This is a genomic window from Nocardioides sp. B-3 (assembly GCF_024703895.1).
Taxonomy (GTDB): domain Bacteria; phylum Actinomycetota; class Actinomycetes; order Propionibacteriales; family Nocardioidaceae; genus Nocardioides.
In genome coordinates, this window is record NZ_CP087968.1 from 1895478 (window position 1) to 1921134 (window position 25657).

Sequence of the window (25657 nt, forward strand, 5' to 3'; positions counted from 1 at the left end):
CCAGAACGTCGACCGGGCGCAGCGCCTCGCGGCCGGGGGAGCGCGTGGTCGGAGCCAAGCTCGGCCTGACCAGTCTCGCCAAGCAGCAGACCATGGGCGTGCACCAGCCGATCGTCGGCTTCCTGACGGACGCGATGAGCGACGTCGCGCCGGCCGGCCCTGGCGCAGCCGCGCGTGGAGCCCGAGATCGCCTTCCGGCTGGGCGCCGACCTCGATCGCGCGATCACCCGCGAGGAGGTGCCGGACGTCGTGGACGGTGTCGCCGCTGCGCTCGAGGTCCTCGACTCCCGGTGGACCGGCTATCGGTTCCGCCCGGCCGACGTGCTGGCCGACAACACGTCGGCCGCCGGCTTCGTGATCGGGGCGTGGCAACCCGCGGACGCCTCCTCCCTCGACGCCCTCGGCGCCCGTGTCGCGACGTTCTCGGTCGACGACACGGTGGTCGCCACCACCTCGGCGTCAGCGATCCTCGGCGATCCCGTCCCGGCCGTCGTGCACTGGCCCAGCACCTCGCGAACCGTGGCGAGACGCTGAGAGCCGGGTCGATCGTCCTAGCCGGGGCCATGTCCGACGCCGTGCCGGTCGCGTCGGGCGCCGCCTTCCGTGTCGTCGTCGACGGGCTGGGACGGGCTTCCCTGATCGTGCCCACCTAGGGTGATCGGCATGCTCGACTGGTTGCGCCGCTCGCTGTGGACGGTGGTGCCGCGCGACCAGCGCGACAGCACCGAGGCGCTGCGGCGACGCCGTCGTGACCGTCGTGGTCGTCCTTGTCGGCGGCGCAGTGCTCGGCTGGTCGCTGCGGCTCGAGCCCGGCAGCGACACGTTCTACGTCGCGACCGCCACGCTGGCCGTGGTGTGGACGCTCGGGGCCGTCGCGAGCGGCCCGCTCCACCCGGGCCGGATCCCGCGCGACTCCACGCATGCGCGACCCGTCGTGGCGCCGATCCTGCTCGCCCTGCTGCTGGCCGCCGTCTTCGTCGTCGGTGGGCTGGTCGTGCGCGAGATCGAGGTCCCGGACCGGCAGGTGCGCTCGGTGCTCGACTTCGCCGACCGGGGCTCGATCCCGCTGCTGCTGGTGATCACGATCGTCAACGGCATCGCCGAGGAGCTGTTCTTCCGGGGCGCCGCCTTTGCCGCGATCCCGCGGCACCCGGTCGCGTGGACGACGTTGGCTTACTTCGTCGCGACCCCGGCGACGGGCAACGTGATGCTCGCCTTCGCCGCGATCCTGCTCGGCCTGCTGTGCGGCCTGCAGCGGCGCGCGAGCGGCGGCGTGCTCGCGCCCATCCTCACGCACGTCACCCGGTCGGTGACGATGCTCTTCGCGCTACCCGCGATCTTCGGCTGACTTCTTCCGATCGGCCAGCGCTCGCCGTACGCACTCGGCATAGGTCATCGGCTCGCCCGGCACCGGGTCGTGGATCGAGGTGTCGGTCACGACGACCTCGGTGGACATGGAGTCGATCAGGTTGCGCCCGGTGGTCGCGTCGACGTCGGTGACGAGCGCCAGCCAGTACGACGACAGCCGAGGCGTCAGGACCGGGACCGTGACGATGGGCAGCCGCCGCCCGCCCGAGACCTCGGAGGCGACCTGCATCATCTCGAGGTAGGTCAGCTGCTCGGGGCCGCCGATCTCGAAGACCCGGCCGAGCGCCTCTTCGTGCTCGACGACGCCGGCGAGGTAGCGCACCACGTCGTCGATGCCGATCGGCTGGCTGCGCGTGTGCACCCACTTGGGCACCACCATGGCGGGCAGGTTCTTGACGAGCTGGCGGGTGATCTCCCGGGAGATGCCGCCGTGGCCGACGACGATCGCGGCGCGCAGGACGGTGACCGGGACGCCGTCGGTGCCGAGCAGTCCTTCGACCTCGCGGCGCGATCGCAGGTGTGGCGAGAGGTCGTCGCCGTCGACCCCCAGCCCGCCGAGGTAGACGATCTGGCGCACCCCGGCATCGGCGGCGGCCCGGCTGAAGTTGCGCGCCGCCCGGGCGTCCTTGCGCTCGAAGTCCGGGTCGTCGAGCGAGTGCACGAGGTAGACCGCGACGTCGACGTCAGTCAGCGCGACGGCCGGGGAGCCGGGGTCGTCGACGTCGGCACCGACCGGGTCGCCGACCCCCTCGTAGTCCTCGGGGCTGCGCGTCATCGCGCGCACCTCGTGGCCGGCGTCGGTCAGGGCGGGGACGAGTCGACGGCCCACGAATCCGGTGGCGCCGGTGACGAGAACGGTGGACATGGGTCCACTGTGTCAGGCCCGCGAACCCTTGCGCTCGTAGGAGTCGGCGCTCGCATCCATCGCCTGCTCGTAGGCCGTGACCGGGCCGGCGATCGTCAGCGGCTTGAGCCGGTGGACCAGTGCCCGGAGGTCCTCGACGCTGCCGCCGGCGTCGCGCACGGCCGGCCAGACGTGGGTGCGGACGATCTCGGAGAGCTCGTCGGCGACCTGCTGGCCGTGCCTCGCATAGACCTCGGCACAGGCCTGCGCTGCCGAGGTGGGTACGCCGATGCCGACGAGTCCGTCGTGCACGTCGACGTCGTTCTCGCCGGTCACGGGGGCGAGCAGAGAGAGGTGCAGGGCGATGTCGGAGGGCGTCGCATCGGCGGGGATGCGGTCGATGTAGCCCTTGATCGCGGACAGTGTGAAGCCATGCTCCCGGAGCTCGCGGACGAGCTGGAGCCGGGCGACGTGGTCGGCGGAGTAGTAGCCCGACCGGCCGCGCCGCACGGGCGGCGGCACCAACCCCTTGCTCGTGTAGAACCGGACGTTGCGCACGCTCATGGAGACGCGCTCGGTGAGCTCGTCCAGCGTGAGCAGATCAGCCATGCGGGTTACCCCCTTTTGCGTGATGGACACCACACCTTGACCATTGTGACAGTAATGGTGTCACAATCACTGCATGGCAGAAGCATTCATCTATGACCACATTCGCACCCCGCGTGGCAGGGGCAAGGCCGGCGGCTCCCTCAATGAGGTGAAGCCGATCGACCCGGTGGTGACCCTTCTCGACGAGGTCAAGAGCCGCAACCCCGGCCTCGACCCCGCCCGCGTCGACGACCTCGTCCTCGGCGTCGTCAGCCCCGTGGGCGACCAAGGTGCCGACATCGCCAAGACCGCGGTCATCGCCGCGGGCTACCCCTGACACCACCGCCGGCGTGCAGCTCAACCGCTTCTGCGCGTCCGGCCTCGAGGCCGTCAACCGGGCAGCGCAGCGCGTCCGCTCCGGCTGGGAGGACCTGATCCTCGCCGGCGGTGTCGAGTCGATGAGCCGCGTGGCCATGGGCAGCGACGGCGGCCCGTGGGCGATGGACCCACGCACCGCGCTGGACACCCATTTCGTGCCGCAGGGCATCGGCGCCGACCTGATCGCCACCATCGAGGGCTGGAGTCGCGAGGACGTCGACACCTACGCCGCCGAGTCGCAGGCTCGTGCCGCCAAGGCGCAGGCCAACGGCTACTTCGACGGGTCAGTGGTCGCCGTACGCGACGTCAACGGGCTTGCCGTGCTGGAGCGCGACGAGTTCATCCGCCCCGGCACGACCGTCGAGTCGCTGTCGGCCCTGAAGCCGTCCTTCGCCTTCCACGGCGACCTCGGCTTCGACGACGTGGCCCTGCAGAAGTACCACTGGATCGAGAAGATCAACCACGTCCACCACGCCGGCAACTCCTCGGGCATCGTCGACGGCGCCTCGCTGATCGCCATCGGCTCCGAGCAGGTCGGCACCGACCTCGGCCTCACCCCGCGGGCCCGCGTCATCGCCACCGCGGTCAGCGGTGCCGACCCGACGATCATGCTCACCGGGCCCGCCCCGGCGGCCCGCAAGGCGCTGGCCAAGGCCGGCCTGACGGTCGACGACATCGACCTCTTCGAGATCAACGAGGCCTTCGCCGCCGTCGCCATGCGCTTCATGCGCGACATGGGCATCAGCCACGAGATCACCAACGTCAACGGCGGCGCCATCGCGATGGGCCACCCGCTCGGCGCCACGGGCGCGATGATCCTCGGCACCCCGGTCGACGAGCTCGAGCGACGCGACCTGCGCCGCGGCCTCGCCACGCTCTGCGTCGGCGGCGGCATGGGCATCGCCACCATCGTCGAGCGCGTCTGACACCTGCTCCGGAGGTGGCGGCAGATTGCAAGTGACCGGCCTCGCCGGGCGCAAGGTGCCGCCACCCTCGTGTCCGCCCCGGCCAAGGTGGCGGCACATGACCGACAACCGACTTCCAGAACTGCGATCTGCCGCCACCCTGCGCGGCTCACGTAAGGACTTCACTGAACATGACTGAGAACCAGAGCGCGATCCGGTACGAGGCGGGACGGCGACGGCATCGTCGTCCTCACCCTCGACGACCCGACCGCCAGCGCCAACACGATGAACGAGCTCTACGGCCGCAGCATGGAAGAGGTCGTGGCCCGGCTCGAGAAGGAGAAGGACGAGATCACCGGTGTGGTGATCACGTCCGCGAAGAAGACCTTCTTCGCCGGCGGCAACCTCAAGGACCTGCTGTCCGTCGGGGCCGACCCGGGCCCGGGAGATCTTCGACAAGAGCCGGGCCCTGAAGGCCCAGCTGCGTCGCCTCGAGAAGCTCGGCGTGCCGACCGTGGCGGCCATCAACGGTGCCGCCCTCGGTGGCGGGCTCGAGATCTGCCTCGCCTTCAACCACCGCATCGCGGTCGACGGCCGTTACGAGATCGGCCTGCCCGAGGTCACCCTCGGCCTGCTGCCCGGTGGCGGCGGCGTCGCGCGGGTCACCCGCCTCCTCGGCGTCTCGTCCGCCCTGATGGACGTCCTGCTCCGGGGCCAGCGCTACAAGCCCGCGGTCGCCCAGTCCAAGGGCCCGGTCCACGAGCTGGTCGCGACGCAGGACGAGCTGCTCCCCGCCGCCAAGGCGTGGGTGCTGGACAACAAGGACGACGAGAACGCCGCGATCCAGCCGTGGGACCGCAAGGGCTACAAGATGCCCGGCGGAACGCCGTCGCACCCGTCGCTCGCGCAGATGCTGCCCGCCTTCCCGGCCGGCCTGAAGAAGCAGCTCAAGGGCGCACAGTTCCCCGCCCCGGAGGCCATCATGGCCGCGTCGGTCGAGGGAGCCCGGGTCGACTTCGACACCGCGTGCCGCATCGAATCGCGCTACTTCGCCAAGCTGGTCACCGGTCAGAACGCGAAGAACATGATCCGGGCGTTCTTCTTCGACCTGCAGCAGATCAACTCGGGCGCGCTGCGTCCCGAGGGCGTGCCTGCCTTCAAGCCCACCAAGGTCGCCGTGCTCGGTGCCGGGATGATGGGCGCGGGCATCGCCTACGTCTGTGCCCGCGCGGGCATGGAGGTCGTCCTCAAGGACGTGGCGCTGGAGTCCGCCGAGCGCGGCAAGGCCTACTCCGCGAAGATCAACGAGAAGGCCGTCTCCCGCGGCAAGCTGACGCAGGAGAAGTCCGACGAGCTGCTGGCCCGCATCACCGCGACCGACAACGCCGCGGACACCAAGGGCTGCGACACCGGTCATCGAGGCCGTCTTCGAGGACCCGTCGCTGAAGGCCCGGTGTTCGCCGAGATCGCGCCGTACGTCAATGCCGATGCTCTGCTCTGCTCCAACACCAGCACCCTGCCGATCACCGAGCTCGCCGAGGGTGTCGACCGTCCGGCCGACTTCATCGGCCTGCACTTCTTCTCGCCCGTCGACAAGATGCCGCTGGTCGAGATCATCGCCGGCAAGCAGACCAGTGACACCGCGATCGCCCAGGCGATCGACATCGTGCAGCTGATCAAGAAGACCCCGATCGTCGTCAACGACAGCCGTGGCTTCTACACCTCGCGCGTCATCGGCACCCAGATCAACGAGGGCATCGCGATGCTCGGCGAGGGCGTCAACCCGGTCAGCATCGACCGCGCCACCCAGATGGCCGGCTACCCCGTCGGGCCGCTGCAGATCACCGACGAGCTCAACATGGAGCTGATGGCCAAGATCCGCAAGGCCTCGCGCGACGCCGTCGAGCGTGACGGTGGCACTCGGGTCGTCAACGGTGCGGAGAAGGTCATCGACACGATGATCGAGCTCGGTCGCTCCAGCAAGCTCAAGGGCGCCGGCTTCTACGACTACGACGAGTCCGGCAAGCGCCCGGGCATCTGGGCCGGCCCTGGCCGAGCAGTTCCCGGTCGCCGAGGAGCAGATCCCGCTCCGGGACATCCAGGACCGCCAGCTCGTGGTCGAGGCCATCGAGACGATCAAGTGCTTCGACGAGGGCGTCCTGCGCTCCGCCGCCGAGGCCAACATCGGCTCGATCTTCGGCATCGGCTTCCCGCCGGCGACCGGTGGTGCGATCCAGTACGTCAACGGCTTCGAGGGTGCGGCCGGTCGTGGCCCGGCCGGCTTCGTCGCACGGGCCCGCGAGCTCGCCGCGAAGTACGGCGAGCGCTTCGAGCCGCCGGCCTCCGTGGTCGCCGTGGCCGAGGCCGGGGGCACCTACCCCGCCTGATCGAGCACTTCGCGTTGACCCGGCAGGGCACCTGCCGGGTCAACGCACATTTCGGGTCAGGGCCCTTCGACGATCTCGATCGAGTCGACGATTCCGAGCAGGGCGTCCACATCGGCGCGCGGGGCGAGTTGCGACCAACCGGCCCACAGCAGGAGCGCTCGACCGTCCACGTCAACGACCCGGGCGTCGAATTTGCTGCCGAAGTCATCGTCGCCGCCGCCGGTGTAGCCCCCCGGGGGTGCGGAAGGTCCAGCCGCAGGGCGGCTCGGCGCGGTTGGCCCGTAGGCGCAGGTGCACGGTGTGGTGGCCGAAGCGGATGGTGTTCTCGGGGCCGGAGGTCACCTCGAGGTCTGGGTTGCGGGCGAGTGCCCGGGCGAGCTGAGCAGGGGTGTGGCCGGACACGTCGACGGACGTGCAGTTCCGCTGCGTGATCCGGTCGACCTCGAACACGAGGACCGAGGCGTACCAGTCGATGCCTCGTGACAGCACCTCCTCATTGTCCGTGGTGTGCGGGCCCATGCCCTCGAAGCGGTTGGGGCCCTCCCACGCGTTCCAGCCGGGCGGCACGGTGAACCGTACGATCGTCGGGGACTGGCCGAATCCCGGCGCGAGCTCGTAGGTGCCCTGCGCCAGCGTCCTCATGGTGGGGCCGGGGTAGGGCGTCACGGAAGGCACGACGGGTCCGGACGGCCCCTCGCTCCGGGGCTCGCCCGCCGACGTCGCCACGATCCCGGTGACGGCGAGCACGCAGGCAGCGGCCATGCCGAGCACGGCTTGTCGCCGGCGGCGGCGGCGAGCGCGACCCCGCTGCTCGATCAGCTCGAAGGAGGGTGCGGCGGTGAGCCACTCCGCCTCCTCGCGGAAGGCCTCCAGCAGTCGCTCAGACATGGTCGACGCCCCCTCGACGTAGGCGAGCCGGAGCGCGAGGGCCTCGCGCCCCCTGCTCAGTCGCGACTTCACGGTGCCGCTGGGAACGCCCAGCTCGTCGGCGATCTGATCGACCGGCAGGTCAGCCGGGTAGTGCAGCGCGATCACGTGCCGTTGCGCCTCCGGCAGGGCCCGCAACGCGTCGATGACATCGAGGTGCTGCTCCCGGGCCGGCCGGGTCGCGCGGCGGCAGCATGCGCGCCCGGGCGGCCCGGCCGTTGCGCAGCTTGCGCCACCGACTGCGGTGGGCGTTGATCGAAGTGGTGCGCAGCCGGGCCTCGTGGTTGTCCACCGCGAGGAAGCGTCGCCCCGATGCCGCGGCTCGCACGAAGGCCTCCCCGGACCGGTCCTCGGCCTCGTCGAGGCTGCCGGTCACGCCGTACAGCTGGACCACGAGCTTCTTGTAGCTCGCGTCGAACACGTCGCGAAGTGTGGTGCCGTCCCGAGGTTCCGGCCGCCCGAAGGCGAGGGACTCCTGATCCATCGAACCTCCTCAGTCGGTGATGACCACAACGACTCCTCACGGCACCACGAGGTTCCACCCGGCGCCATCGTCGGGACGGGTCACTTTCGGCCCGATTCGCCAGTCACCGGCTCGGGGCTCGGGGAGGATGGGCCCGTGACCCCCGTGATCGACATCCGCGACCTGCACGTGCGCTTCGGCGAGGTGGAGGCCGTGGCCGGCATCAACCTCGCGGCCGGGTCGGGTCGCGCGACCGCACTGCTCGGTCGCAACGGCGCGGGCAAGTCGACGACGATGAAGGTGCTGGCCGGCGTCGTACCCCCCACGTCCGGAACGGTGCTCGTCGCCGGGCACGACGTCGCGAAGGACCCGCTCGCGGTCAAGCGCGCCGTGGGCTACTGCCCCGACGTCGGCGGCCTCGTGCCGCGGGCGACGCCGTGGGAGCACCTGCAGCTCACCGCGCGGCTGCGCCGGATGACCGAGTGGGAGGAGCGCGGGCGCGACCTGCTGGAGCGCTTCGAGCTGGGCGACGTCGCGCACCGGGTCGTCGGCGGCTTCAGCCACGGCATGAGCCGCCGCCTCAGCGTGGTGCTCGCCGCGCTGCACGAACCGGGCGTCCTCTTGCTCGACGAGCCCTTCGACGGCGTCGACCCGATCGGCGTCGAGGCCACCCTCGACATCGTCGCCGACGCCCGCGCCCGCGGCGCCTGCATCCTGCTCTCCACGCACCTGCGCGACCTCGCGCTCGAGGCCTGCGGCTCCGCGATCGTGCTGCGCGGCGGCTCCAGCGTCGCCGAGCTGCCCGCGGCCGAGCTCACCAGCGAGGCCTACCGTGCCCTCCTCGACTGAGACCCGCACGGAGACCCGGGCCGGCGCCGCCACCGACCTGCGCCACCTCCTGCGCTTCCGCGCCCGGGGCGTACGGCGACCGCGGGTCGCGGCAGTGGCCACGACCGTGCTCGTCGCGGTGACGATCCTGATGGCCGTGGCACCGGCGTGGATGACACCGGCGTCCACCGGCCTCCCCGCCGATCGCGTGAAGCTGCTCGACGACCTGCTGCCCGCCGCCCTCGCCGGCTTCCTGCTCCTCGGCATCGGCGCGTCGATGGGCGGCGGTGGCGGGCGCGAGCTGCTGCCCCCGCGACCGGGCCGCCATCCACCCGATCGGCCCGGTCACCGAGCACCCGGGCGCGCTCGTGCTGGCCCCGCTCAACCTCGCTCGGCTGCTCCAGTCGTGGGCCCTGTTCGCGGTTTCCGCGCTCGTCGTCGGCCCGGACGGGCTCCTCGGCGCGCAGGTCGTCGTGCTGCTCTGGCTGCTCGTCGCCACCGCGCTCGCGCAGATCGTCGGCTGGACCGTCGAGGGCGTCCGGCGCACGCGCCACGGCGTCGTCATCGTCCGTGGTGCGACCGGCGCGCTGGCCCTCGCGTTGCTCGCCGGGCAGGTCGCCGGCCAGCTCGACGACCTCGCCCACTGGCTGCCCACCGCGGCGCTCGCCGACTCGCTCGGGGAGCCCCGGTGGCCGCTCGTCGCGGCGCTCCCCGGTCGGCCTGCTGGTCGTCGCGGTCGCGCTCGGCGCCGTACCCGCTCGATGGGCGTTGCGGCTCCCTCCCCGCGAGGAGCTCCGGGTCGAGTCCGGCGTGCACGAGGCCCGGCCGGCGCCGGTCGTGCGCCTCCTCGGCGAGGATCTCGCGCTGCTGCGACGGCTCGATCGAGGGTCTGTATGGCGATCGGTCGGCATGCGTCGCGGCCTGATCGTGCTCGGTGCCGGCCCAGCGCTCGTCGCGCTCGGCACCGGCCTCGCGTGGAACACCGTGCTGATCCTGCCCGGGCTCGGCGCGAGCGGCGCGGCGCTGCTCTTCGGCGTCAACGCCCGGTGCCTCGACGGCCGCGGCATGCTGTGGCGCGAGAGCCTGCCCGTCGCGGCGGGCCGCAGCTTCGACGCGCGGGCCCTCGTCGTCGCCGAGTGCCCGGTCGTGGTCTCGGGGGTGCCCGTCGTGGTGAGCTCGATCCGCAACGGGCTGCCCACCCAGCAGGTCGCGATCTCGCTGGTGGCCTGCTGGCTCGTCGTCGTCCTGCAGGTGCTCGCGATCGCGATGTCCCGGTCCGTACGCCGCCCCTATGCCGTCGACCTGCGCTCACCGCGCGCCACTCCCGCCCCGCACGCCGCGATGTTCGGCTATGCGCTGAAGCTCTCGCTGGTCACGACCCTGACCGGGATGCTCTTCGTCGGCTCCTCCGGCGTCTCCGTCTGGTGGCTGCCGCTGGCCATGGCGCCGCCGTTCGTCCTGTGGTCGAGCGTGCGGCTGTTCCGCGCTCGTCGGCGCTGGCTCTCCGCGCCCGCGCGGGCGGAGATCGCGCTCACCGTCGCGGCCGGCTGATCGCCGTGCGGCGACAGCGACCGCGGCACCCGAACGACACCGACCCGCCCGGAGGACCGGGCGGGTCGGTGGATCGAGCGGATCAGGCCTTGGGCTGATCGATCACGTAGGTGCCGATGATCTTGTCGGCGAAGGTCTGGCGCTTCGCGTCCCACAGCGGCCACAGGTAGCCGATCAGGCAGGGGATGGTGTCGAGGATGTGCGCGAGATAGCGCACGAAGGACATGCCGGCGCCGATCGGCTGACCGCTCTCGGCCTTGACGAGCTTGATGCCCATCACGCCCTTGCCGATGGAGTAGCCGGTGCGGCCCTGCTTGAAGCAGGTGTTCCAGACGAAGAACGCCGGGCCCATCACGATGCCGAGCGCCATCAACAACATCGCGAAGCCGCTGACGCCGCCGCCGGTGCTGGTGATCTCGCCGGTGACCGGGTCGGTGGTGATGGTGGCGCTGCCGGCTGCCATCGCCGAACCGATGAAGTAGGGGAACTGCGCAACGGTGCCGAGGAGGCCGTCGATCAGCGATGCGCCCACGCGCTTGCCCCAGTGGGCGAAGGTCACGCCCTGCGGAACGCCGCCGTGGGCCGGGGCGCCGTAGGGGTTGGCCTGCGCATAGGGGTCCCGGCCGTAGGAGCCCTGCGGAGCCCGGCCGTAGGGGTCCCGGCCGGACTGGCCGCCCCGGCCGTAGGGATCGGAAGGCGGGTTGCCGTAGTTGGACATGAGATTTCCCCTCGTGGAGTGCGATGAATGGCGCTCAGCGTAGTGAGCGCGTCCGGGTGTCCTGCCCCGCGTGAGGTGAGCGAAACCAGCGTGAACGGGGCAATCTGGCTTGCATACCCGGTATGCATACGTGGTATACATCTCCCAGCGTCGGTCACGGGGGCCGACGACGAGGGGGCGCGATGTCGGTACGACAAGCGATGCTGGCGCTGCTGGAGCCGGGGCCGATGTATGGCTACCAGCTCCGGGCGGAGTTCGAGCAGCGCACGGGAGCCACCCGGCCGCTCAACGTCGGGCAGGTCTATTCGACCCTGTCCCGGCTCGAGCGCGACGGTCTGGTCGAGCACGTCGACGGTCGGGGGACCGACGACGATGCCGACCCGACGGGCCGGGGGCGCAGCGCAGGTGATGTACCGCATCACCACCCTCGGCCGGGGCGAGGTGTCGACGTGGTTCTCCACGCCGGTGCCTCGCACCCAGCCGCCCCACGACGAGCTGGCGATCAAGCTCGCCATCGCGGTGACCCTGCCGGGCATCGACGTCGCCTCGATGATCCAGCAGCAGCGTACGGCGACGATGACCGCGCTCCGGGACTACACGCGCCTCAAGCGCAGTGGCCGGGCATCGCGCCCGGACCAGCCAGAGGACCTCGCCCGGTCGCTGGTCCTCGACTCGCTCGTCTTCGACGCCGAGGCCGAGATCCGCTGGCTCGACCACTGCGAGGCCCGGCTCCGGCGCGCCGCCGCCGAGGGCCACCTGCATGTCCCTGCCCGCCCGACCGGGGCGGCCGACCAAGAGGAAGTTCGCCCATGAGCTCCGTCGTGCTCCACCTCGACAACGTCACCCGCGTGCACGGCGAAGGCGCCACCGAGGTGCACGCCCTGCGCGGCGTCAGCTTCAAGGCGCGAGCCGGTGAGCTGGTCGCCGTGATGGGACCCTCCGGTTCCGGCAAGTCGACCCTGCTGACGATCGCGGGCGGTCTCGACGAGCCGACCAGTGGCACGGTCAGCGTCGAGGGCAACGTCCCGGGAACCCTCGGCAATGCAGGACGAGCCCGCATGCGGCGTACGTCGATCGGCTATGTCTTCCAGGGACTTCAACCTGATTCCCGCGCTGACCGCGGCGGAGAACGTCTCCCTCCCGCGCGAGCTCGACGGCGAGCGCACCAAGACTGCGCGCCTGCTCGCGCTGGCCGCGCTCGAGGAAGTCGGCATCATCGACCTCGCGGACCGGTTCCCCGACGAGATGTCGGGCGGCCAGCAGCAGCGGGTCGCGATCGCGCGCGCCATCGTGGGGGAGCGGCGGCTGATCCCGGCCGACGAGCCGACGGGCGCGCTCGACACCGACACCGGTGAGGAGATCCTGCGGCTGCTGCGCAACCGATGTGACGCGGGCGCGGCCGGGGTGCTCGTGACCCACGAGGCCCGGCACGCCGCGTGGGCCGACCGGGTCGTCTTCATCCGCGACAGCGTGATCGTCGACGAGTCGGGTGCCGACACCGTCGAAGAGCTGCTCGAGGCCACGCCGTGACGTCGTGGCGCGCCGCACTGCGCATCGCCTTCCGAGACACGCTCAGAGCGCGGGGGCGAAGCCTGCTCGTGCTCTTCATGATCGCCCTGCCGGTGCTTGCAGTGACTGCCGCGGCGGTCATCCGGGCGACCCAGGACGTCAGCGGGAGCGAGGGTGCCCAGCGCACGATGGGGGCTGCCGACGCCCGCATCAAACCTGTTGGCGGCAACCTCTTCCAGTCGCCGGACCCGAAAGAGTGGGGCTGGGGCTCGATGGGCGACATCGGCAAGTCCGAGATGCCGACGTTTGAGTCGGTGACGGAGGTGCTCGGCGACGTCCACGCCATCACCATCCGCGACGGCTATACCGAGATCCCGCTGGGTGAGCGCCGGATCGCCGTGAACGCCACCGAGGTCGATCTCAAAGATCCACTGGCCAAGGGTCTCTTCGACGTGACGAGTGGCCGCTATCCGGAGAAGGCCGGCGAGGCCGTCATCAACGACACCCTGCGCCTACGCGGCATCGATCTCGGCGACACCGTGACTGTGGGGGAGTCCTCACTGGTCGTTGTCGGCACCGGCCGCGACGCCTCCGTGCGGGACATGGGCACCATTGCGACCCTGCCCGACGGCTTCGGCGAGGCCTTCGCCGAGATGTATCCAGACGGTCTCGACTGGCTCGTCGGCGGTGGGCCGATCTCGTGGTCGACCGTGCGTGAGATGAACAAGGACGGCCTCGTCGTCACCTCCCGCGCCGTGCTGGCCGACCCGCCGCCGGTCGAGGAAATGGCCGAAGCGATGGACGTCGACACCGGATATCAGGACTACCCGGCCGTCGTTGCCCTGATCGTCACGATGGCTCTCCTCGAGGTCGTCCTGCTCGCCGGCCCGGCCTTCGCGGTGAGTGCCCGACGGCAGGCGCGGACCCTCGCACTGATGGCCGCCAGTGGCGCGACGCCTCGGCAGGCCCGCCGCGTCGTACTCGCCTCGGGCGTCGTGCTCGGGGCCCTCGCGGCCGCGGTCGGCGCCGTCCCGGGCGTCATTGTCGGGGTCGCGCTGCTGCCCCTTGCGCAGCGCTTCAACGGCCAATGGTTCGGGCCGCTCGACGTCGACTGGCGCATCGTCGCAGTCGTGGCAGCCTTCGGCCTCTTGTCCGCTCTCCCGGCCGCCGTCGTGCCCGCGTTCATCGCTTCGCGTCAGGACGTCGTCGCCGTTCTCGCGGGTCGTCGCGGCGACCGCCCGCCGTCCACGCGCACGCCGGTCCCGGGGTTGGTGCTGCTCGGCCTCGGAGTCGCGCTGTCGGTGTTCGGGTCCGGGACCGGCAACACCGGTGCCTACCTGATCGCCATCGGCGCGATCGTGTCGGTCTTCGGGATGATCTTCGTCGTGGGTCTGGTGGTTGCGCTCGTGTCGAGGCTCTCGCGCCGCTTCCCGCTGGTCCTTCGGTATGCCGCCCGCGATGCCGCCCGGCATCGCACCCGGACAGTCCCGGCGGTGGCCGCCGTGGCAGCGACCGTGGCCGGTGTGGTCGCCCTCGGGATCGCGACGACGAGCGACGAGAAGCAGAACCGGGAGAACTACACCGCCTCGATGCCGATGGGCACCGGGACGGTGAACCTCTACTCCACCTCGGAGTTCGACGGCACCGTGACACCGCCTTCCGCAGAGGACTGGGCTGAGATAGAGGGCCCGGTCCACGCGCGCATAGACGACATCGAGGTCATCGAAGGCATCTCCCGGGAGACGGACGACGGCTACTACAACGTGGAGTTCAGGGTGCCGGGCGATCGCTATCTGCTCGACGGCTGGGGTGGACGGATCAGTTCGGCCATGATCGTCGCCGACACCTTGCCGGGCTTCGTAGACGTCTCCGAAGACCAGCGCTCCATCGCCGTACGTGCGTTGGCCGACGGCGAGGCGGTGGTCTTCACGAGTCATCTCGTCGAGGCCGACGAGGTCGTCGTGCGCACCGACATCTGGAACCCCGGCACGGAGAAGAGCACGAAGGGCCGATTCACCCTCCCGGCCGTCTTCGTCCGGGCGAGCAAGGGCTACCCGGTGGCGCAGGCGATCATCCCCAATTCACTCGTGGAGCAGGTGGGTCAACCGGTTCGGACGGCCGGCTTCTACCTACCCTCCGATTCGTTGACTGTGGCGGAGGAAACGGACTTCCTCGAAGCCCTGCACGGCATCTCCGAGAACGCGTCGGTCTACGTCGAGCGCGGCTACGAGGCGCCCGACGAGGCGGTCATCATCCAGCTGATCCTCGCCGCCCCGGGTGGCGTGCTGATGCTCGGTGGCACGTTGACGGCGACCTTCCTCGCCCTCTCGGACGCCCGTCCGGACCTCGCCACCCTGTCCGCCGTGGGGGCCGCTCCGCGATCGAGGCGCGGGGTGGCTGCGTCGTACGCACTGGTCGTCGGCTTCGTCGGCGCCGTCCTCGGCGCCCCGGTCGGGTTCATCCCCGGCATCGCGATCACGCGGCCGCTGACCTACCAACCCGCGAACTACTACGGCGCCGACGGAGTGGCCTCGGGGCCGTACCTCGACGTCCCGTGGCTGCTCATCCTCGGGCTCGTCGTCGCGCTGCCGCTGCTGACCGCTGCGATCGTCGGGCTCACCGCGCGCTCACGACTGCTCCGCTGGTGACGCGACTGACCTGAGCCGGCGGCCTCACCGGCTCACGTCGACCCGCGCCGACCACACGCGGGACCCGGGTCCCACGGTGGCCAGCCGCCGCAGCTCGGTGACGGCAATCGTCGCGGCCCCGGCCGCGCCTCGAGCCGCCCGGGGGTGCGGCGGCGCGGTCACCGCGGCACGGAGTGCCGTCTCCTGTTCTGCGAACCGGGCCCGGAGCTCGGCCAGCGTCTGCTCCGGGAACCGCGTCACCGGGTCGAGGGTCACCACGACTCGGAACGCGGCGGCGGCGGTGCGGCACGTGGCGCACGCGTCCGTCACGGAGAACGACCGGTTGGCCGGTTGCAGGCCAGGCCGTCCCGGCACCACCACCACCTGCACCGCCAAGGCAGTGGCGGAGCAGTCCCAGCAGTCCCGGGTCCACGCGGTCGCGACGTTGTCGAGCTGCGCCTGCTCGACCCCGGTGAGGTAGAGCACCCGGAGGCCGGCGCTCTCCCCGGCACACCCGTGACACGTCGTCGACGTGGTCGCCACGAGGTCGGCGCGCACCGTCGCGCGGCCAGTGACCGTCTCCGTGAAGACGGCGTCGCGTTGCTCCGGCTGAAGGTCGGTGGGCTGCGCGCTCGCGACCACGTCGAGGTCGCGCTGCTGGTCCGCGCCGGGCTTCCCGGAACCCACGGCGCCGGTGAGGAGCACCGCACCGAGCAGCAGTCGTGCGGCGATCGCCGCGCCGGTCACGACGGTGTCTCCTGCTTCACGAAGTTGTCGGCGACGGCTGCCGCGATGTCGATGAGGCTCTCCCGGGTCCGACGGTGCAACGACGACATGTCGGTCAGGGCGCCCTGCTCGAGGGAGCCGTCCCACGGGACGGTCACGACCGCCGCGCACCGCTTCTCGAAGTGCCGGCGCATCAGGTCCGGCGGTGTCGCGCCACGTCGCTGGGCGTTGACGACGACCACGGTCCGGGCGACCGGGTCGTCGAAGCCGTGCTGATCCATCCAGTCCGGGGTCAGCGCCCCCGCGCGGCCGCCGTCGAGCCCCCGCCCGGACGACCAGCACGACTCGGTCCGCCTCGGTCAGCAGTCCCCGGTTGGCGCTGTCGAGGATCCCGGTCCCGGTGTCGAGGACGATCAGGTTGTAGAACTGGTCCAGCAGCCCGATCAGCCGGTGGTAGTCGTCGCGGGCCGGGGCCATCCCGATCCGCGGGTCGTCGTCGGAGGCGAGCACCTCCGGGCAGGCGACTCCTCCGCCTGCGCGGTGTAGCGGCGCAGCGTCGCATAGGACGTGATCGTGTCGAGGTCGCGGAGCACGTCGGTGATCGTCCGCCCGTGCGGTGGGGCCACCCGATGCGCGAGGTTTCCGGCGTCGGGGTTGGCATCGACAGCCGCCACCCGGTCTCCGCGCAGCAGCGCGAACGTGCTGCCCGGGGCCGGGGCGATGGTCGTCTTGCCGACACCGCCCTTGCGACTCATCACGACCACCCTGCGCGAGCCCTCGATCGGCGTACGCAATCGCTCCTCGAGCTCGCGCCGCCGCCGCTCGGGCGCGCTCGGTCCGGGATTGAGGAGGTGTCCGCTGCCCCGGTAGACCGCGCGCCGCCATCCGCGACGGGGGGCGGGGACGCGCGGGCGGTACATCACGGCGTCGGTGAAGTCTGCCGCCGAGAGGATCGACGGAGGATCGGGTTCTGGTGCCATCTGCCTCTCCCCGGTGTGGGCGCGGACGGCGTGGGCGCGGGCCGGGGTGTGCGCCGCTGTCGCCAACCGCCACAGGACCACGGCGACCCCGACCAGCGGGATCAGGATCAGCGCGATCGACATCACCGCCAACGTCATGGCCGGCCAGTCCCTGCGATCCCATGCCACGTCGAAGACCAGCTGCTGGAGCCGGATGCCCTCGCGCCCGTGCTCGACGAAGGTCGGCAGGTTCCACATCGCCCAGCCGAACGCTGCGATGAGCAGCGGCACCACGACCACCACCCACGTCGTGACCATGCGCCGGGCACGAGGGCGCAGCTCGGTGACCCGGGGGTCCACCGGGTGGCCGGGGCGAAGGCTCCGCAGCACCGGTCCCACGCGAGCGAAGAGGTCAGGCACACCGGCCGGGTCGGAGAGCACGAAGTAGCCGTCGAAGCGCACGACCGGGATGAGCTGCTGGAGCATCTGGACCTGCAGGGCCAGCGCCGCGAGCAGCAGCAGCCCGCTTCCCGCTGGCTCCGGTAGCCGACCGCGAGGGCGAGCACCGTCCGGAGCGTTGAAGTAGAGACCGCCGAGGTCGGTCCGCACGCGGCCGGTCCGCCCCGGGCGGTAGGAGTCGGTGACATCGGTGTAGAAGGCGGGGAAGACGATGTAGATGCCGAACCCGATCTCGCCCGGCTCCGCTCCGCCGTACCGACAGGCCGCGGCGTGCCCGAGCTCGTGCACCGGGGCGGCGAGGGTGAGCAGGGCGTAGATCACCAGCGCGGTGGACGGGGTCGCGAGCAGCGTCGACACGGCGGCCCAGAAGTCGCCACCGACGACGAGTGCGACGTCCGCGGCGACCGGGGCTCCCACGACCGCGAGCACCACGGGCGGCCAGAAGGCCGGAGTGAGCACGGCCGCGACGCGACGCACCCACCGCTCCGGGAGCAGGGTGCCCTTCGCCGTGAGAGCGAGCAGGGGGCGGGCCCGCTGGGGCCGGACCGGTTCGTGCGACTCCTCGGGCAGGACCAGCCCCAACGGCTGCAACCGGTTGGTGACCGGGTGCTCGAGCCCCGCGACGCTCAGCGTCCGGCCGTAGACCGCGCTGACGTCGGCGGCCACGTCGGCGGGTGCTCGTGGCGGCTCGACCGCGCGGACCACGAGGTGCAGCAGCTCGGACAGCTGCACGACACCGGTCGTCCGGGCGGCGCACGAGGAACGCCGGGTCCTTCAGGCCCGACCCCTGCACCGGCCCCGGGAACTCCGGGCCGCGCGCCTGCCGCCATCGCGGCTCGGCGCTGGGGCCGGCGGGCGACGGTGCGGCGGGTGGTTCGAGTGTCTTGAGGGTCATGGCTCTGGTGTGCTCCGGAGTGGTGTGGTTCGAGGGCGACGGATGCGCCAGAGCAACGCACCTGCCACCCGGTCTCGTCACGGCAAGAACTGCACCGAGCTGAGGTACTGCATCGCGAGCGCGTTGGCCTCCGAGTTGATGGTGGCCGCGTTGACGGCGATCGCGAGGTTGACGCCCACGACGTTGGTGACGTTGACGCAGGCGAACTGACAGCTGAGCGTCTCCCGGCGAGGGAGTGGCGTGGCTGTCTCGGCGTCGAGGTCTGCGAAGTTGATCTGAGGTCGGACCATGCCGGTTCATCTCCTCTCTTTCGTGGTCGGGGTGTGTGTGGCCCCCTCGTTCGGGTCGGGGGCCACACGTGGTCACTCGGGCCTGCTCAGCCCCGGGAGACCGTGATGGTCTGTACGGCGGCGCTGTTCGCGACGGAGTACAGGGACGCTGCGTTGAAGGCCATCGACGAGTTGCTCGCCACGATCGAGGCCCAGTTGGTGTTGCCGAAGGTCAGCGTCTCCCGGGTCGGGAGCAGCTCGGTGCGCTCTGTCTCGAGCTCGGCAAAGGTCATTTCCTTGCGCATGTGATTCACCTCCCCTGATGCGATGTGTGGGGCACATCGGACCCGACCCCGCGTGACCCCAGCGTGACCGCCGTGCGCGTGCGGCACGGCCCTACCCAAAGGTGGTGAGATCGCGCCGCGGTCCGGTCGTCGGGCTCGCTTCCGAGTGACGGTGGCGTGTCCAGACCGCTGCTCGGACCTCCGGGAAAGGCCGTTCGGCGGATGGGCTCGGGGGCTCGGGGAGGCACCATGGACTGTCACGCGGTGATCGCGGAACGACGGTTGAGCCTGCTCGGAACCCGGCGGCTCGAGGTCGACGGGCTCGAGGTCCGGCTCGGCGGACGCGAGCAGCGACTGGCCGCTGTCCCGGCGCTGGCCGGGCGCCGGGCCCGCCTCCGGTCGCCGGTACCCTGTGGCCGGACAGCACCGACGAGCGCGCGCTCGCCAGTCTGCGCCGGGCCGTCCTGCTGATCCAGCAGCGCAGTCCCGGCCTGCTGCTCGCCGACCGGTCCAGCGTCGGCCCGGACCCCTCCGTGCACGTCGACGTCGACGATCTCCGTGCGGCCATCGACGCGACGGGCAAGGACCCGGAGCCCGGCGAGGCGCGCACACTGCTCGCTGCCCCGGCCGGCGAGGAGCTCTTGCCCGGTTGGTACGCCGAATGGCTGATCTCCGAGCGCGAGGATCTCGCACAGTCGCGGGTCCGAGCCCTGATGCGGATCGCTCGCTTCGCCATGGAGGAGCGCGACCCGGCGCTCGCCGTCGACGCCGCCCGGGTCGCCAGCGCGGCGGAGCCACTCCCGGAACAGGCGCGGGAGGTGGCGATCAGTGCCCACCTCCAGTGCGGGGACCGCGCCAGCGCCCTGCGCGAGTTCGCCACCTACCGCGACGTCCTGCGAGACGAGCTGGGGGTGGCGCCGTCCGGCGCTGTCGTCGGGCTCGTCAGAACACCTGACGCACCGGGAAGTCCCAACGCCGCAGACCGCCAAACCCGCTCCGGCCCCTGCCCCCGTCGTGCCGCGCCCGCGCCGGCCCGCCGCCGGACCGGTCACGATGCCCCGGGCCCCGGGACCGGTCGGGGTGCCGGAGACGATCGGACCGGTCACGGTGCCGGAGACCCCCGGCACCCGGGCCGCGCTCGCCCGCCTGCTGGGCTTGGCGGCGGTCGTGCTCCTCGTGGCGGCGGTGCTGGCGGGGTCGGGTCTCGGGCGAGGGTCGGGTGTCGTGGACGGAGGCGACTCCCCGCCGGCGCAGGCAGGCGGGCCTGTCGACAACCTGCCCGCCAAGGGCGCCCGGGAACGCCGGGTCGTGGTCCGGTCGAGTGACACGGCCGCGGGTGCTGTTCGGTTCCTCGTGCGGGCGACGCTGCGCCCGGCCCGAGGTCCGGCTCGTGATGCGGGGCCCGAGCGGCACCAGCCTCGTGCGCAGCGTGGTCGTCCGCCGGGCGGCGGGGGAGCGACTCGTGCTGGGTGGGCTCAACCCGGGCACCTACCAGTGGGCGGCGACGGCGGCGAGCGCACGTGAGGTGAGCGGCCGGGTCACGATCGTCCCCGAGGACGTGGTCGTGGCCACGGGCCCAGCGCCGACCGAGGCGCCCACCCCCGCGACGGTGGCCGCGGCGTCCGCGCCCCCTCCGTGACGCCCTCCGTGACCCCAACCGTGACCCCTTCCGTGACCGCGACTGTCGCGCCGTCAGCGACCCCGTCTGCGCCGCCGCCGGCGCCCACGGCCACGCAGACCCACCCATCCAGCCCGTCCCATACGTCCAGCCCGACAGGTCGACCCACCGACCCCGGCACCCACGCGCCGACCCCGGTCGGTTGAGGAGGTAGCGCCATGTCCGAGTCACCCGCTCTCGCCCGCCGAGTGGTCACTCAGTTCGCCGTGCTCCTCGCATTCCTGCTCGTCGCCCTCACCCCGGTGCCGCCCGCACCGGGAGTCGCCGGCGACGCGCGCGGACGACCGCGCCGACCGCTGGGCAGGGTTCCGCATCCCGGGCACCGGTCACGCGGACGGTGGGTGGATCGGTGGCTACCGGATCGGCACCACGCCCGCCTTCGTGACCACGCCGCGCAAGCGCCCGAACCGGTCCGGCTTCGGGCCGGCCAGAGCGACCGGGGACTCGGCCGGCCCCGGGGCAACCGCGAAGGAGACCGCTCGCGCGGCCCGGATCCTGTCCAAGTACGGCGGCTACCGCGACGACGTCCGGGCGGCCGCGGTGGACGCCGCCGTGCTGCACCTGCTGGCCGGCAAGCAGTGGCGGGTCACCGCCCGCGGCCGCGGGGCTCAACGGATCCGGCAGGCGCGGGACTCAGCCACGGTGATGCGCTTCGCCCGGCTGATGCTCCGGTCGTCCCGGGTGAGTGCCGGGGTCTACGGTGCCACGGTCGCGGCGACGTCGGCGGACGTTGGCGGGATCACGTCGGTGACGGTCTCCGTGACCGACGGTCGCGGCCGGCCGGCGGCGGGCCTCCCGGTGACGGTGACCTCGCCCGAGGGCGGGCCGGCCGTGGCGTCGGGTGGTCCGGTGGAGGCTGTCACGGGAGACGACGGCCGGGCGCTCGTGCGGCTGGCCGCCCCGCTCCCCGGGCTGGCGGACCGTGACCGCACAGATCGGGCAGGTCCCCGAGCACCGGCTCGTCGTGCGTGCGCCAGATCGGAAGGCTCAGGCGGCCGTCGCGGAGGGTGGCGTGAAGCGCACGCTCGAGGTCAGCACGTCCTCACCTGTCCGGGGAACGCAAGGTCTGGCGCTGAAGGCCTCGCCCGACTCGCTCGTCGCGGGCGCGGCGGCGCGGGTGGTTGCCAGCGTCACGGGTGATGGGACAACGCGGGCGCTCGGCGCGACGCTGCACGGCCCGGTGTCGTCGGCGGCAGCCGCGGGCTGCTCGGCACCGATCGTCGGGACAGTGAGCAGCACGGTGTCTACGGATGGTGACTACACCCTGCCGCCGGTCTCGCCGACGGTCAGTGGCTACTACGCGTGGCGGGTCGCCGTCGAGGGGACGGCCACGAGCCACCCCGCGTCTGCCTGTGGGGCTACGACGAAGGTGAAGGCGGTGGCCTCGATCGTGGTAGCGGCGGTGCCGGCTCAGACTCCGGCCGGCGAGGTGGTCAGAGCTCGGGTGGGCCTCACAGGCCTCCCAGTCACTCCTGCCGTCACCGTGACCGCGACTCTCTGGGGGCCCTACGAGACTGAGCAGGCGCTCCGCGCAGCAGGTTGCTCGGGCTCGAACTTTGACGAGATGCAGTTGACCATGAAGGGGAACGACACCCGGGACATGCCCGGCGTCTTCGTCACGGCGCCCGGCCTGTATGCGTGGCAGGCGACAGTTCCGCCGTCCGAGCTACGAGAGGGTTCGCGCTCCCAGTGTGCGGCACCGGGAACACTCTTGTGGGTGAGCCAATAAACAGACAGTCTTGACTGTTTGTTGATTTGCGGCCACGATGGGCGCGTGACGACGACCGCCCGCGTGCCGCAGGAGGAACGCACCCGCGCCATGCGGCTGCGCCTGCTCGAGGCGACGGTCGAGTGCCCGGTCGAGCGCGGCTACTCCGGTACGTCGACGACGCTGGTCAGCACGCGCGCCGGCGTCTCCCGCGGTGCCCAGCTGCACCACTTCCCGACCAAGAACGACCCGGTCGTGGCGGCGGTCGAGCACCTCACCGAGCTCCGGGGCGCCGAGCTCGCCGACGCCGTCGCCAAGCTGCCGACCGGCCGGCGGCGCACCCGCGCGGTGCTGACCATGCTCGGCGACCACTTCTCCTCGCCGGTCTTCACGGCCGCACTGGAGCTGTGGGTCGCCGCGTGCAGGGATGAAGCACTCCTCGCCGCCGTCGGCCCGCTCGAGCAGCGCGTCGGCCGCGAGGCGCACCGGATGACGGTCGAGGCGCTGGGCGCCGACGAGTCGCAGCCCGGGGTGCGCGAGCTGGTCCAGGCGACCCTCGACCTCGTGCGCGGGCTCGGTCTCGCCAACACCATCTCCGACGACGCCGCCCGGCGCCGCCGCATCCTCAACCGCTGGGCCGACGTGCTCGACCGGGAGCTTGCATGACTGACGTCCTCACCTCCGTCCTCAAGGACCTGACTGCCGAGGGCGATGCCCTCGACGCCCTTGTCGCCGACCTCGACGAGGCGGGCTGGCGCACAGCCACGCCGGCCGCCGGGTGGGATGTCGCCACCCGGGTCTCGCACCTCGCGTGGACCGACGAGGTGGCGGTGAAGGCCGCGACCGACAAGCAGGCCCGGGACGAGGTCGTGCTGCTCGCCATCGCCGACCCCACCGGCTTCGTCGACACCGAGGCATTGGCGGGCGCACAGGCGGACTCCGCTGACCTGCTCGCCCCGCTGGCGCGTGGGTCGCCGGGCCATGAGCGAGACGCTGGCGGCCTTCGAGGGCGGCAAGATGCCGTGGTTCGGGCCGCCGATGTCGCCGACCTCGATGGCGACCGCGCGGCTGATGGAGACCCGGGCGCACAGCCTCGACGTGCATGCCGCGCTCGGCGTCACGCCGGAGCCGACCGACCGGATCCGGCACATCGCGCACCTCGCCGTACGCACCCGCAACTTCTCCTTCGTCACGCGCGACCTCACTCCGCCGGGCGCTGAGTTCCGCATCGACCTCGTCAGCCCGGGAGGCGACGTGTGGGCCTTCGGTCCCGAGGACGCCGAGCAGACGGTGACCGGCTCGGCGCTCGACCTGTGCCTCCTCGCGACCCAGCGGATCAACCGCGCCGACACGGACCTCGTGGCAACGGGCGCCGACGCGGACACGTGGCTCGACATCGCGCAGTGCTTCGCGGGTCCGCCCGGAGAGGGAAGGAGCAAAGCATGAGCCTTGGTTTCGACACGGGCGCTGGGCGCCCTGCTCAACCGGCGGTCCGCGTGGGCAACTGCTCCGGCTTCTACGGCGACCGGCTGAGCGCGATGCGCGAGATGCTCGAGGACGGCCAGCTCGACGTCCCGGCCGGTGACTACCTCGCCGAGCTGACGATGCTGATCCTCGGCAAGGACGCGATGAGGGACCCGTCGCTGGGCTATGCGAAGACGTTCGTCCGGCAGGTCGAGGACTGCCTCGGGCTCGCCCCGGAGAAGGACGTCAAGATCGTCGCCAACGCGGGCGGTCTGAACCCGGCCGGCCCGGCCGACAAGCTGCGCGAGGTTGCCAGCGGCCTTGGTCTCGAGCCGAGGATCGCCTACGTCCACGGCGACGACCTGCGCCCGCTCGGGCTCTGGGAGGGCGCGCTGACGGCGAATGCCTACCTCGGCGGGTTCGGCATCGCGTCGGCCCTGACCAAGGGCGCCGACATCGTCGTCACCGGGCGCGTCACCGACGCCTCGGTCGTGGTCGGAGCCGCAGCCGCCCACCACGGCTGGCAGACGGACGACCACGACGCCCTCGCCGGCGCGGTCATCGCCGGGCACGTGCTCGAGTGCGGGACGCAGGCGACCGGGGGCAACTTCTCCGGCTTCCGCACGCTGCCGCACACGGGGCAGCCCCTCGGCTTCCCGCTCGCCGAGATCGCCGCCGACGGCTCGTGCGTGATCACCAAGCACGACGGCACCGGTGGCGCGGTCACGGTCGACACGGTCACCGCGCAGCTGGTCTACGAGATCCAGTCGACGCGCTACCTCGGGCCGGATGTGACGACCCACCTCGACTCGCTGCGCCTCGAGCAGGTGGGCCCCGACCGGGTCGCCATCACCGGCGTCCGCGGCGAGGCGCCGCCGGAGCAGCTCAAGGTCTGCGTCAACGAGCTGGGGGTTGGCGCAACAGCGTCGAGCTCGTGCTGACCGGTCTCGACATCGAGGCCAAGGGCGACTGGGTCCGCACCCAGCTCGACGCTGCCCTCGCCGCCAGCCCGCCGGCCGAGGTCGTCTGGTCGCGGCTGGCCGTGCCCCGGTCCGGACGCCGACTCCGAGGAGGGCGCGTCCGCGATCCTGCGCTGCACGGTCAAGGACTCCTCGCCCGACCCGGTCGGCCGGGCCTTCACGTCCGCCGCCGTCGAGCTCGCGCTCGCCTCCTACCCCGGCTTCACCATGACCGCCCCGCCCGGGAAGCCGACGCCCTTCGGGATCTATCGCCCGGAGTACGTCGACCGGTCGGTCGTCGAGCACACCGTCGTGCACGCAGACGGATCGGTGGAGGTGGTGGGGAACCCCCCGGTTTCCACCCTGCCAGTCGCCACCGACAGCGGGGCGCGCCCGTCGCCGTACCCCGCCAAGCAGGACGTCCTCACGCGGCGGCTGCCGCTGGGGACGTTCGTGCACGCGCGGTCCGGGGACAAGGGCGGCGACGCGAACATCGGGCTGTGGGTCGCGCACGACGGACGTGCGGACCTGTACGCCGCCCGCGTCGAGTGGCTCAGCAAGCTGATCACTCCCCGGCGGGTTCGCGAGCTGATCCCCGAAGCGGCCGACCTCGAGGTCGAGGTCTTCCTGCTGCCCAACTCGGGCGCGGTCAACGTGCTCATCCACGGACTCCCGGGCGACGGCGTGGCCGCGTCGACCCGGTTCGACCCACAGGCCAAGGGGCTCGGCGAATGGCTGCGCTCACGACACGTATCGATCGAGGACGGACTCCTGTGACGACCTTCAACCACGGCTGGACCGACGAGCGGCTCGCGCTGAAGAAGACGGCGATCGACTTCACCCAGCGTGAGGTCGTCCCGCACCCGGACACGTGGGAACGTGACGGCGAGATCCCGCGCGACTTCCAGAAGAAGCTGGCGCACGCCGGTCTGCTCGGCGTCGGCGTCGCCGAGGAGGTGGGCGGCGACGGCGGCGACCTGCTCGACGTGTGCGCGATGCAGGAGGGCTTCATGGAGGCCGGCTGGTCCGGAGGCCTGATGGCCGGCGCCTACACCCACGGCATCGCGATCCCGCACATCATCGCGGCGGGCTCGCCGGAGCTGGTCGACACCTACGCCCGCCCCGTCCCGGGGCGGGCGACCTGATCGGCTCGCTCGGCATCA

General features: G+C 71.9%; 24 protein-coding genes and 6 pseudogenes. 21 read left to right on the top strand and 9 right to left on the bottom strand.

The window, feature by feature from the left end:
* Positions 1-159 precede the first annotated feature (159 nt).
* Together LP418_RS12515 and LP418_RS12520 are read left to right on the top strand one after the other, a co-directional pair.
* Positions 160-534, top strand: coding sequence for a fumarylacetoacetate hydrolase family protein (locus tag LP418_RS12515; protein WP_257957022.1), 375 nt, complete (start codon positions 160-162; stop codon positions 532-534).
* 223 nt (positions 535-757) lie between these two features.
* Entirely contained in the window at positions 758-1348 is a 591-nt protein-coding gene (locus LP418_RS12520; RefSeq protein WP_257956506.1) for a CPBP family intramembrane glutamic endopeptidase, read from the top strand.
* Here the strand turns inward: LP418_RS12520 and LP418_RS12525 are convergent.
* Both LP418_RS12525 and LP418_RS12530 read right to left on the bottom strand, forming a co-directional pair.
* Positions 1328-2233 carry an NAD(P)H-binding protein gene (locus tag LP418_RS12525; RefSeq protein WP_257956507.1) on the bottom strand — a complete coding sequence of 302 codons (906 nt, stop codon included), beginning with the start codon at positions 2231-2233 and terminating at the stop codon, positions 1328-1330. The genes LP418_RS12520 and LP418_RS12525 overlap by 21 nt on opposite strands.
* A gap of 12 nt (positions 2234-2245) precedes the next feature.
* Positions 2246-2821, bottom strand: a complete 576-nt coding sequence (locus LP418_RS12530; RefSeq protein WP_257956508.1) for a helix-turn-helix domain-containing protein — start codon at positions 2819-2821, stop codon at positions 2246-2248.
* Between the two features lie 73 nt (positions 2822-2894).
* On the opposite strand from LP418_RS12530, the pseudogene LP418_RS12535 reads away from it, so the two are divergent.
* From LP418_RS12535 to LP418_RS12540, 3 genes and pseudogenes are all read left to right on the top strand, one after another.
* Positions 2895-4104 (top strand): annotated as a pseudogene (locus tag LP418_RS12535) (acetyl-CoA C-acetyltransferase).
* Positions 4105-4274: 170 nt separating this feature from the next.
* On the top strand, positions 4275-4556 hold the full coding sequence (locus tag LP418_RS29875) for a hypothetical protein (protein ID WP_272496334.1): 282 nt from the start codon (positions 4275-4277) through the stop codon (positions 4554-4556).
* Between the two features lie 8 nt (positions 4557-4564).
* Positions 4565-6034, top strand: a pseudogene (locus LP418_RS12540) (3-hydroxyacyl-CoA dehydrogenase NAD-binding domain-containing protein); the annotation flags it as partial.
* 640 nt (positions 6035-6674) lie between these two features.
* On the opposite strand, the gene LP418_RS12545 reads toward LP418_RS12540, so the two are convergent.
* Positions 6675-7535, bottom strand: a complete 861-nt coding sequence (locus LP418_RS12545) for an RNA polymerase sigma factor (RefSeq protein ID WP_257956509.1) — start codon at positions 7533-7535, stop codon at positions 6675-6677.
* The gene (locus tag LP418_RS12550; protein WP_257956510.1) at positions 7480-7881 is read right to left on the bottom strand and encodes a hypothetical protein; all 402 of its coding nucleotides are present in this window, start codon (positions 7879-7881) and stop codon (positions 7480-7482) included. The genes LP418_RS12545 and LP418_RS12550 overlap by 56 nt, the downstream gene beginning before the upstream one ends.
* Before the next feature lie 135 nt (positions 7882-8016).
* Here LP418_RS12550 and LP418_RS12555 point away from each other — a divergent pair, with 135 nt between their 5' ends.
* From LP418_RS12555 to LP418_RS12565, 3 genes are read left to right on the top strand one after another with little or no spacing between them, the layout of a single operon-like run.
* On the top strand, positions 8017-8709 hold the full coding sequence (locus LP418_RS12555) for an ABC transporter ATP-binding protein (protein WP_257956511.1): 693 nt from the start codon (positions 8017-8019) through the stop codon (positions 8707-8709).
* Positions 8693-9613 (top strand): hypothetical protein, encoded by a 921-nt coding sequence (locus tag LP418_RS12560; protein ID WP_257956512.1) that lies wholly within the window; start codon positions 8693-8695, stop codon positions 9611-9613. The genes LP418_RS12555 and LP418_RS12560 overlap by 17 nt, the downstream gene beginning before the upstream one ends.
* Complete coding sequence (locus tag LP418_RS12565) at positions 9598-10239, top strand: hypothetical protein (protein WP_257956513.1); 642 nt, start codon at positions 9598-9600, stop codon at positions 10237-10239. The genes LP418_RS12560 and LP418_RS12565 overlap by 16 nt, the downstream gene beginning before the upstream one ends.
* Positions 10240-10321: 82 nt before the next feature.
* Here the strand turns inward: LP418_RS12565 and LP418_RS12570 are convergent, their stop codons facing one another.
* The gene (locus LP418_RS12570; protein WP_257956514.1) at positions 10322-10957 is read right to left on the bottom strand and encodes an RDD family protein; all 636 of its coding nucleotides are present in this window, start codon (positions 10955-10957) and stop codon (positions 10322-10324) included.
* Between the two features lie 227 nt (positions 10958-11184).
* Between LP418_RS12570 and LP418_RS33270 the strand changes: the two are divergent.
* From LP418_RS33270 to LP418_RS12585, 4 genes and pseudogenes are all read left to right on the top strand, one after another.
* A pseudogene (locus tag LP418_RS33270) lies at positions 11185-11250 on the top strand (PadR family transcriptional regulator); the annotation flags it as partial.
* Between the two features lie 256 nt (positions 11251-11506).
* Positions 11507-11629 (top strand): annotated as a pseudogene (locus LP418_RS33275) (hypothetical protein); the annotation flags it as partial.
* 84 nt (positions 11630-11713) lie between these two features.
* Positions 11714-12487, top strand: a pseudogene (locus tag LP418_RS12580) (ABC transporter ATP-binding protein).
* Complete coding sequence (locus tag LP418_RS12585; protein WP_257956516.1) at positions 12484-15114, top strand: ABC transporter permease; 2631 nt, start codon at positions 12484-12486, stop codon at positions 15112-15114. The pseudogene LP418_RS12580 and the gene LP418_RS12585 overlap by 4 nt, the downstream one beginning before the upstream one ends.
* Positions 15115-15138: 24 nt before the next feature.
* Here LP418_RS12585 and LP418_RS12590 read toward each other — a convergent pair whose 3' ends face one another.
* From LP418_RS12590 to LP418_RS12605, 4 genes are all read right to left on the bottom strand, one after another.
* A complete protein-coding gene (locus LP418_RS12590) occupies positions 15139-16329 on the bottom strand; it encodes a hypothetical protein (RefSeq protein WP_257956517.1) in 1191 nt (396 codons plus the stop codon).
* Complete coding sequence (locus tag LP418_RS12595; protein WP_257956518.1) at positions 16263-17969, bottom strand: nucleotide-binding protein; 1707 nt, start codon at positions 17967-17969, stop codon at positions 16263-16265. Before LP418_RS12595 ends, LP418_RS12590 begins: the two co-directional genes overlap by 67 nt.
* Positions 17970-18209: 240 nt before the next feature.
* Positions 18210-18422, bottom strand: coding sequence for a hypothetical protein (locus LP418_RS12600; protein ID WP_257956519.1), 213 nt, complete (start codon positions 18420-18422; stop codon positions 18210-18212).
* Between the two features lie 86 nt (positions 18423-18508).
* On the bottom strand, positions 18509-18706 hold the full coding sequence (locus LP418_RS12605; RefSeq protein ID WP_257956520.1) for a hypothetical protein: 198 nt from the start codon (positions 18704-18706) through the stop codon (positions 18509-18511).
* 512 nt (positions 18707-19218) lie between these two features.
* Between LP418_RS12605 and LP418_RS12610 the strand changes: the two genes are divergently transcribed.
* The 9 genes and pseudogenes from LP418_RS12610 to LP418_RS12650 all read left to right on the top strand — a co-directional run bounded on the left by LP418_RS12610 (position 19219) and on the right by LP418_RS12650 (position 25639).
* Complete coding sequence (locus LP418_RS12610; RefSeq protein ID WP_257956521.1) at positions 19219-20010, top strand: AfsR/SARP family transcriptional regulator; 792 nt, start codon at positions 19219-19221, stop codon at positions 20008-20010.
* A gap of 65 nt (positions 20011-20075) precedes the next feature.
* Positions 20076-20324 carry a hypothetical protein gene (locus LP418_RS12615; protein ID WP_257956522.1) on the top strand — a complete coding sequence of 83 codons (249 nt, stop codon included), beginning with the start codon at positions 20076-20078 and terminating at the stop codon, positions 20322-20324.
* A 420-nt stretch (positions 20325-20744) separates the two neighbouring features.
* Positions 20745-21503, top strand: coding sequence for a hypothetical protein (locus LP418_RS12620; protein WP_257956523.1), 759 nt, complete (start codon positions 20745-20747; stop codon positions 21501-21503).
* Positions 21504-22137: 634 nt separating this feature from the next.
* A complete protein-coding gene (locus tag LP418_RS12625) occupies positions 22138-22737 on the top strand; it encodes a TetR/AcrR family transcriptional regulator (RefSeq protein ID WP_257956524.1) in 600 nt (199 codons plus the stop codon).
* Positions 22734-22925: pseudogene (locus LP418_RS12630) on the top strand (maleylpyruvate isomerase N-terminal domain-containing protein); the annotation flags it as partial. The gene LP418_RS12625 and the pseudogene LP418_RS12630, both read left to right, overlap by 4 nt.
* A gap of 112 nt (positions 22926-23037) precedes the next feature.
* Positions 23038-23517 (top strand): maleylpyruvate isomerase family mycothiol-dependent enzyme, encoded by a 480-nt coding sequence (locus tag LP418_RS12635; protein ID WP_257956525.1) that lies wholly within the window; start codon positions 23038-23040, stop codon positions 23515-23517.
* Positions 23514-24476 carry an acyclic terpene utilization AtuA family protein gene (locus LP418_RS12640; RefSeq protein ID WP_257956526.1) on the top strand — a complete coding sequence of 321 codons (963 nt, stop codon included), beginning with the start codon at positions 23514-23516 and terminating at the stop codon, positions 24474-24476. The genes LP418_RS12635 and LP418_RS12640 overlap by 4 nt, the downstream gene beginning before the upstream one ends.
* 51 nt (positions 24477-24527) lie before the next feature.
* Positions 24528-25271, top strand: coding sequence for an AtuA-related protein (locus tag LP418_RS12645; protein WP_442940261.1), 744 nt, complete (start codon positions 24528-24530; stop codon positions 25269-25271).
* A complete protein-coding gene (locus LP418_RS12650; protein WP_257956528.1) occupies positions 25268-25639 on the top strand; it encodes an acyl-CoA dehydrogenase family protein in 372 nt (123 codons plus the stop codon). The genes LP418_RS12645 and LP418_RS12650 overlap by 4 nt, the downstream gene beginning before the upstream one ends.
* Positions 25640-25657 lie beyond the last annotated feature (18 nt).